Here is a 6,726-nt window from a genome sequence, read left to right on the forward strand (position 1 = left end):
GGAAATGGGCGAAAAGCCTGAGAAAGTTCAGGCACTGGTGGTGGAATTCAGCGCAGATTGTGCAGCGATCAGGGCGAAAAGCGAGGTGATCGGCTGTTCAATAGCTGTGGACTTTAGGGAAAAGGGCTTTTATTCTTCCTATACTCCGGCAAAATTTCGCGGAATGCGCCCTGTCCGCTTGCCTCGGCGCGTGGGCCGCGTTAATCAGGCATGGCCTGAGGGGGCGTTGTGTAATGGTAAGACCTCAGCCTTCCAAGCTGATGACACGGGTTCGATTCCCATCGCCCGCTCCAGGATTTTCTAGATTTGTATCCAAAGTGCTACTTCGCCCGAAATCAAGGGCGTAGCTCACCGGGCTCTTTTGAAGAACTTCGCCGCTACCGCTCTCAGCTCACGTTCTGCGCCGAGACCTCAACTGCGTGCAGGAACGACTTGGCCGATGAGCTGGCCGACAGGAGCAGATACGTATCCTCGCCGGTGCGTGCAACGATGGCGCCCATATGCTCCATCACTGTCCGCGCGATGGCATTGATCGCAAATGCACCCGGATGCAGGTCGACCGGGCAAATCCGCTCCAGTGCGCGGCGCGCGCCGGGGCCGGAGATTTGCAGGGCGCACCAGCCGTCGGTCTGATCGGTGGTGTAGGCCGCGCCCTTCAGCTTGGCCGCGATCTGCGGCTCGGCGTCTGGCGTGGCGCAGGGGAACAGAACGAAGGCCTGATCGGTCCCAAGGCGCATAATGGCGGTGGACTTATCCTTGGCCACGTCCGACAGGCCAACCTCGGGCAGAGCAACTCCGAAAGCGGTTTTGATCGCCTTCTTGGCCGCGTCCTCGGCGCCCAAAGGCAACGCAATGGACACGATGGCCAGATCCTTCGGTGCAATCAGCTGGATATCGCCAAAGCTGCGGTCGTAGCCTGCCAGCGGCGGGGCGGCGGTGAGAGTGAAATCAGGCACGCAGGCGCTCTCCTTTGGGGTCGATGAAGTGGGCCGAGACGATCTCGACCTCCATCTTGGTGTCGTGGACGGGGCTGACGGCGCGGACAATCTCACCCATCCGAGCATCGCCGGATTTGATGAAACCAAGGCCGATGGAATGCTCAAGACTGGGCGAATAGGCCACCGACGTCATCCAGCCCTGATCATTGGCCATGGTCGCCTCATCACCCTTGGTGATGAAATGCGATCCTGCAATCAGCTTGACGCTGCGGTCCACGGGGCGGAAGCCGACCAGTTTTTCCGCATCCTCACGATTCAGTTCGGGGCGCTGCGACAAGGTGTTGCCGATGCAATCTTTCTTGTCGCTGACCATCCGCGCCATGCCAAGGTTATGGGCCGTGGTGCGCCCGTCTAGCTCATTGCCGGCCGCGTGACCCTTCTCGATCCGCATGACGCCCAGCGCCTCGGTGCCATAGGGACAGGCGCCAAATTCTTCGCCCGCCTTCATCAGCATTTCCATCATCGAATTGCCAAATCGCGCAGGCACGGCGACCTCATAGGCCAATTCGCCCGAGAACGAGATGCGGAAGAGGCGCGCAGGCGTGCCGCCGCAAACGGTGACCGCACAGCAGCCATTGAAGGGGAACGCCTCGTTCGACATGTCCTGCGCGCCGTCGACGATCTTGCTCAGCAGCTTGCGCGCGTTGGGGCCGGCGACGGCGAACTGCGTCCACGCGTCGGTGGTCGAAATTAGGTGTACGTCCAGATCCGGCCACAGGCATTGGCGCGCGAACTCCATCCGGCGAAACACCAGAACCGCGTTGGCGGTGGTGGTGGCCATGACGAAGTGGTTCTCGGCCATGCGCGCGGTGGTGCCGTCGTCATAGCAGATGCCATCCTCGCGCAGCATGATGCCATAGCGCACGCGGCCCACCGCCAGTTTGGCAAAACCGTTGGCGTAGACCTTGTTCAGGAATTCGGCGGCGTCCTTGCCCTGAATGTCGATCTTGCCCAGCGTGGTCACGTCGCAAATGCCGACCGATTGGCGCGTGTTCAGCACCTCGCGGTCGACGCTATCGCGCCAGCCCGCCTCGCTGCCGCGCGCAAACCATTGCGCGCGCAGCCAGTTGCCGACCTCGATGAAGGTCGCGCCATGCGCCTTGGCCCATTCGTGGCTGGGCGTCAGGCGGTAGGGGCGAAAATCGGTGCCGCGTGCCCGGCCTGCCAGCGCGCCGATGGGAATGGGCGTGTAGGGCGGCCGAAAGATGGTCGTGCCCGTCTCGGGGATCGTCTTGCCGGTGCATTCGGCCATGATGGCCAGCGCCGGGATATTCGACGTCTTGCCCTGATCGGTGGCCATGCCGGTGGTCGTATAGCGCTTGAGATGCTCGACCGAGCGGAAACCCTCTTGGTGCGATTGCTTGATATCCTTGACGGTCACGTCGTTTTGCAGATCGACCCACGCGCGCGTCTTGCCCGAAGGAATATGCCATTTCGGCGCGCCCTCATGCGCCTCGTCATCGGCCTTCGGCGCGGCCTTACGCGAGGGGGTGAACCCTAAATCCTTGATCTGCGCATTGGCGGCCTTGCGACCCTCGGCCAACGCGGCAGCCAGCGTCAGTTGGCCATTCGCGGCACCGGCGACGGACATGCCCTGCGGCAGGTCCTTGCCCGGCACGAAGGCCGAGATGGCATCATTCCACACCGGGCGGCCCCGCTGGTGGCACGTTAGATGCACCGCCGGGTTCCAGCCGCCCGATACGGCGAGGCAATCAACGTCGATCATCTGGCCATCGGTCAGCGTGATCCGCTTGAGCGCGCGGCGGCCCGAGGTATCGACCACACCCGCGCTGCGGATATGGCGCGCGCCCGGCACGTCGCATACGGCGGGGGCATCGCGGGTGTCGATGATCGCCCGCACCTCGACGCCCTTGGCGGCCAGATCGGCGGCGGTGCGCCAGCCATCGTCATTGTTGGTCAGCACCGCGACGCGGTGGCCCGGTGTCACGCCGTAGCGGTTGACATACGTACGCACCGCGCCGGCCAGCATGATACCGGGGCGGTCATTATTTCCGAACGCGATGGGCCGCTCGGTTGCACCAGCCGCCAGCACGGCGCGCTTGGAATAGATGCGCCACAGGATCTGGCGCGGCTTGCCACCTGCGCTGGGCAGGTGATCCGTGCAACGCTCCAGCGCGCCATAGATGCCATGATCGTAGGCGCCATAAACCGTGGTGCGCGTCATCAGGCGGACATTGTCCATCGAGGCCAGCTCGGCCACCGTCTGCGCGGCCCAGCCTGCGCCGCTCATACCGCCCACTTCCAGCGTTTCGGCGTTGAGGCGACCGCCGGGGGCGAAATCCTCATCGGCGAGGATGACGCGCGCACCGGACCGTGCGCCTGCAAGGGCAGCGGCAAGGCCTGAAGGACCGGCGCCGATGACCAGCAGATCACAATGGAGAAAGCCCTTGTCGTAGGTGTCGGGATCCTCGTGCATCGACAAACGACCAAGGCCGGCAGAGGCGCGGATCGCAGGCTCGTACAGCTTTTCCCAGAACGCTTTGGGCCACATGAACGTCTTGTAATAGAACCCCGCGCTGAGGAAGGGCGACATCAGATCGGTCACGGCCATCAGGTCATATTCCAGCGAGCCGCGATGGTTCTGGCTGGTGGCGGCCAGCCCGTCGAACAGCTCGGCCACGGTGGCGCGGGTATTCGGCTCCTGCGCCGCACCCGTGCGCAAATGGACCAGCGCGTTTGGCTCCTCGCTGCCGGCGGCGAATATACCGCGCGGGCGGTGATATTTGAACGAGCGACCGACCAGAACCTGACCATTGGCGAGCAGCGCAGAGGCGAGCGTGTCGCCTGCATGGCCCTGCATGGATTTACCGTTAAAGGTGAAGTTCAGCGATTGCGCGCGGTCGATGAGGCCGCCCTTGATGCGGTTGATCTGGCTCATTTGCTGCGCCCTCTTGCACGGGCCACGTCGCGGGCCATTTTGACGTCTGTGATTTCGTGCGTGACCGTATCGCGCGTGACGACCAGCCAGCTGCGGTCGCCCTGCTCATGATACCACAGCTCCTGCATTGGCCCGGCGATGTTGCCGCGCAGATAGCCGTATTCGTAAAACGCATCCGCCGCATCCTCGGCTTGCCAATCGGGGCGGTCGATCAGGGCGGCGTCGCCCAGATAAATGAATTCGGCGACATCGCGCGGGCCGAGAAGGGGATGGTCGATGATCATGTGGTCACCTCGGGTGAAGCGGATTGAAAGCGGCGCGCGCCTGCACGGCCCTGGACCTGCAGCACGGACGCGATTTGGATATTTTTACCAAGAAAAAGCATGGGCCGCCTCAATGCAGGTTGGGCTGGTTGCCCTGCCCCTTTTCGTCGATCATATGTCCGTGCCGGAACCGATCGAGGCGCATTTCGGTGGCGACGGGATGCGGCGTGCCCTTGGCCAGCAGATGGGCGTAGCACCAGCCGGAGGCCGGCGTTGCCTTGAATCCGCCATAGCACCAGCCGCCGTTGAAATAGAGACCAGCGATATCGGTCTTGTCGATGAAGGGCGAGCCGTCCATCGCCATGTCCATGATGCCGCCCCAGCTGCGCAGCAGGCGCGCGCGCCCGATCATCGGCATGATCGCCATGCCGCCCTCGGCCACGTCCTCGACCACGGGCAGGTTGCCGCGCTGCGCGTAGGAGTTGTAGCCGTCGATATCACCGCCAAAGACCAGCCCACCCTTGTCGGACTGGCTGACATAGAAATGGCCCGCGCCGAAGGTGATGACGCCGGGGATGACCGGCTTGAGCCCCTCGGTGACAAAGGCTTGCAGAACGTGGGATTCGATCGGTAGGCGCATCCCGGCCTGTGCGGCGACCCGGCCCGAGGAGCCTGCGACGCACATCGCGACCTTCTTGGCGCGGATCGGGCCGCGCGACGTCTCGACACCGCGGCAGGTGCCGTTTTCGATCTGAAATCCGGTGACTTCGCAGTTCTGGATGATGTCGACGCCGCGCGTGTCGGCGCCGCGCGCATAGCCCCATGCGACCGCATCATGGCGCACCGTGCCGCCGCGCCGCTGGTAAAGCCCGCCCTTGATCGGGAAGCGCGCGTTGTCATAGTCGAGAAATGGCAGCTCTTCGCGCAGCTGCTCGGCGCTTGCATATTCGGCGTCTGCCCCAGCGAGGAACATGGCATTGCCGCGCCGGATGAACGCATCGCGCTGCGCATCCGAATGCAGCAGGTTCAGGATCGAACGCTGCGACACCATCGCGTTGTAGTTGAAATCCTGTTCGAGGTTTTCCCACAGCTTCAGCGACAGCTCGTAGAACGGCTCGTTGCCCGGCAGGAGGTAATTGGATCGGATGATGGTGGTATTGCGCCCGATATTGCCGCTGCCGATCCAGCCCTTTTCCAGTACGGCGACGTTTGTAATCCCGTGTTCCTTGGCCAGATAATACGCGGTGGCAAGGCCGTGACCGCCGCCGCCGATGATGATGACATCGTACTCAGCCTTCGGCTCAGGTTCGCGCCAGGCGGGGGTCCAGCCCTTGTTGCCGGTCAGGCCTTCCTTGAGGATGCGGAGTGCAGAATAGCGCATGTGGGATCGTCCGATATGTCAGGTCGTCGCCAGCATGGTGGGTTTGCGGCATTTGCACTTTCCCGAAAAGGTCGGATAGATATCTGGAATGGACATAGCCGCCGATCATTCCCAAGCGCCTATACGAATCGGCATCCTGCCGATCGCGGATTTTGCCATCATGTCCTATGCAGCCACGGTCGAGCCGCTCCGCGCCGCCAATCTGTTAGCGGGCCAGCCGCTATATGAGGTGGTGCATATCGGCCCCAGTGGCGGCCCGGTGCGCAGTTCGAGCGCTGCCGTTATTCCGCCGGATGCACAGGTTGGCGATGCGCTGCGGCTGGACATGCTGTTCGTCATCGCCGGGGGCGATATTGGCAGCTACGCCGATCCAGCGCTCTATCGCTGGCTGGCGCGGCTGGCGCGCGAAGGTGTCCATTTGGGCGGTGTGTCTGGCGGGCCGGTCTTTCTGGCGCGCGCCGGGCTGATGGCCGGGCGGCGTATGACGTTGCACTGGGAGTATGCCGAGGCGCTGGCCGAGATGTCGCCCGATCTGGCGGTCGAACGCACGCTATACGTGATCGACCGCGACCGGATGACCTGCGCGGGCGGCATTGCGCCGCTGGACATGATGCAAGCTCTGATCGCGCGCCGCCATGGCGCGGGATTCGCGCGGCAGGTCAGCGATTGGTTCATGCATACCGAAATCCGCCCCCCCGTTGGCCCCCAACGCGGCGGACTGGCCGAGCGTGTGGGTACACACACCCCCGCCATTCTAGACGCCGTGGAGGTGATGGAGAGCCATATCGCCGATCCGCTGGATCTGGGCCAACTGGCGCAAGTCGCGGGTGTATCGCCCCGGCAGCTGAACCGGCTGTTCAACGAACAATTGGGGCAGCCCGCCATGCGCTATTACCGCGCGCTGCGGCTGGCACGGGCGCAGAGCCTGCTGCGCAATTCAGCCCTGCCCCTGACGCAAATCGCGCTGGCGACCGGATTTGCCAATTCGTCGCATTTCTCGTGCAGCTATGCGGCGCAGTTCGGGCAGGCGCCGTCGCGGTATCGCTAGCAGCCTGTCGGACTTTCCGCATTCAACATGAGATAATGCTGGCACCAAATTGACCACGGATCCGCCATGAGCAACTTTCGTTCTATCGACCGTTACACGGCCTATCTGCTTCCACCGTCCGTTGACGATTGGTTACC

The 6,726-nt window shown here is 63.3% G+C and carries 6 protein-coding genes; 2 read left to right on the forward strand and 4 right to left on the reverse strand.

The features are described 5' to 3' along the window. On the forward strand, window positions 1–304 hold a 304-nt coding region (locus tag ACESMD_RS01630; RefSeq protein ID WP_372609711.1), incomplete at its 5' end, for a hypothetical protein. Between the two features lie 82 nt (window positions 305–386). Here ACESMD_RS01630 and ACESMD_RS01635 read toward each other — a convergent pair. From ACESMD_RS01635 to ACESMD_RS01650, 4 genes are all read right to left on the reverse strand, one after another. Further along, entirely contained in the window at window positions 387–956 is a 570-nt protein-coding gene (locus ACESMD_RS01635; RefSeq protein ID WP_372609713.1) for a sarcosine oxidase subunit gamma, read from the reverse strand. Next, window positions 949–3,897, reverse strand: coding sequence for a sarcosine oxidase subunit alpha family protein (locus tag ACESMD_RS01640; protein ID WP_372609715.1), 2,949 nt, complete (start codon window positions 3,895–3,897; stop codon window positions 949–951). The genes ACESMD_RS01635 and ACESMD_RS01640 overlap by 8 nt, the downstream gene beginning before the upstream one ends. After that, window positions 3,894–4,181, reverse strand: coding sequence for a sarcosine oxidase subunit delta (locus tag ACESMD_RS01645; protein ID WP_372609717.1), 288 nt, complete (start codon window positions 4,179–4,181; stop codon window positions 3,894–3,896). The genes ACESMD_RS01640 and ACESMD_RS01645 overlap by 4 nt, the downstream gene beginning before the upstream one ends. 109 nt (window positions 4,182–4,290) lie before the next feature. Next, a complete protein-coding gene (locus ACESMD_RS01650; protein ID WP_372609719.1) occupies window positions 4,291–5,541 on the reverse strand; it encodes a sarcosine oxidase subunit beta family protein in 1,251 nt (416 codons plus the stop codon). A gap of 88 nt (window positions 5,542–5,629) precedes the next feature. On the opposite strand from ACESMD_RS01650, the gene ACESMD_RS01655 reads away from it, so the two are divergent. Then, window positions 5,630–6,589 carry a GlxA family transcriptional regulator gene (locus ACESMD_RS01655; RefSeq protein ID WP_372609721.1) on the forward strand — a complete coding sequence of 320 codons (960 nt, stop codon included), beginning with the start codon at window positions 5,630–5,632 and terminating at the stop codon, window positions 6,587–6,589. Window positions 6,590–6,726 lie beyond the last annotated feature (137 nt).

The organism is Halomonas sp., from assembly GCF_041689495.1.
In the GTDB taxonomy this organism is placed as follows: Bacteria; Pseudomonadota; Gammaproteobacteria; order Pseudomonadales; family Halomonadaceae; genus Halomonas.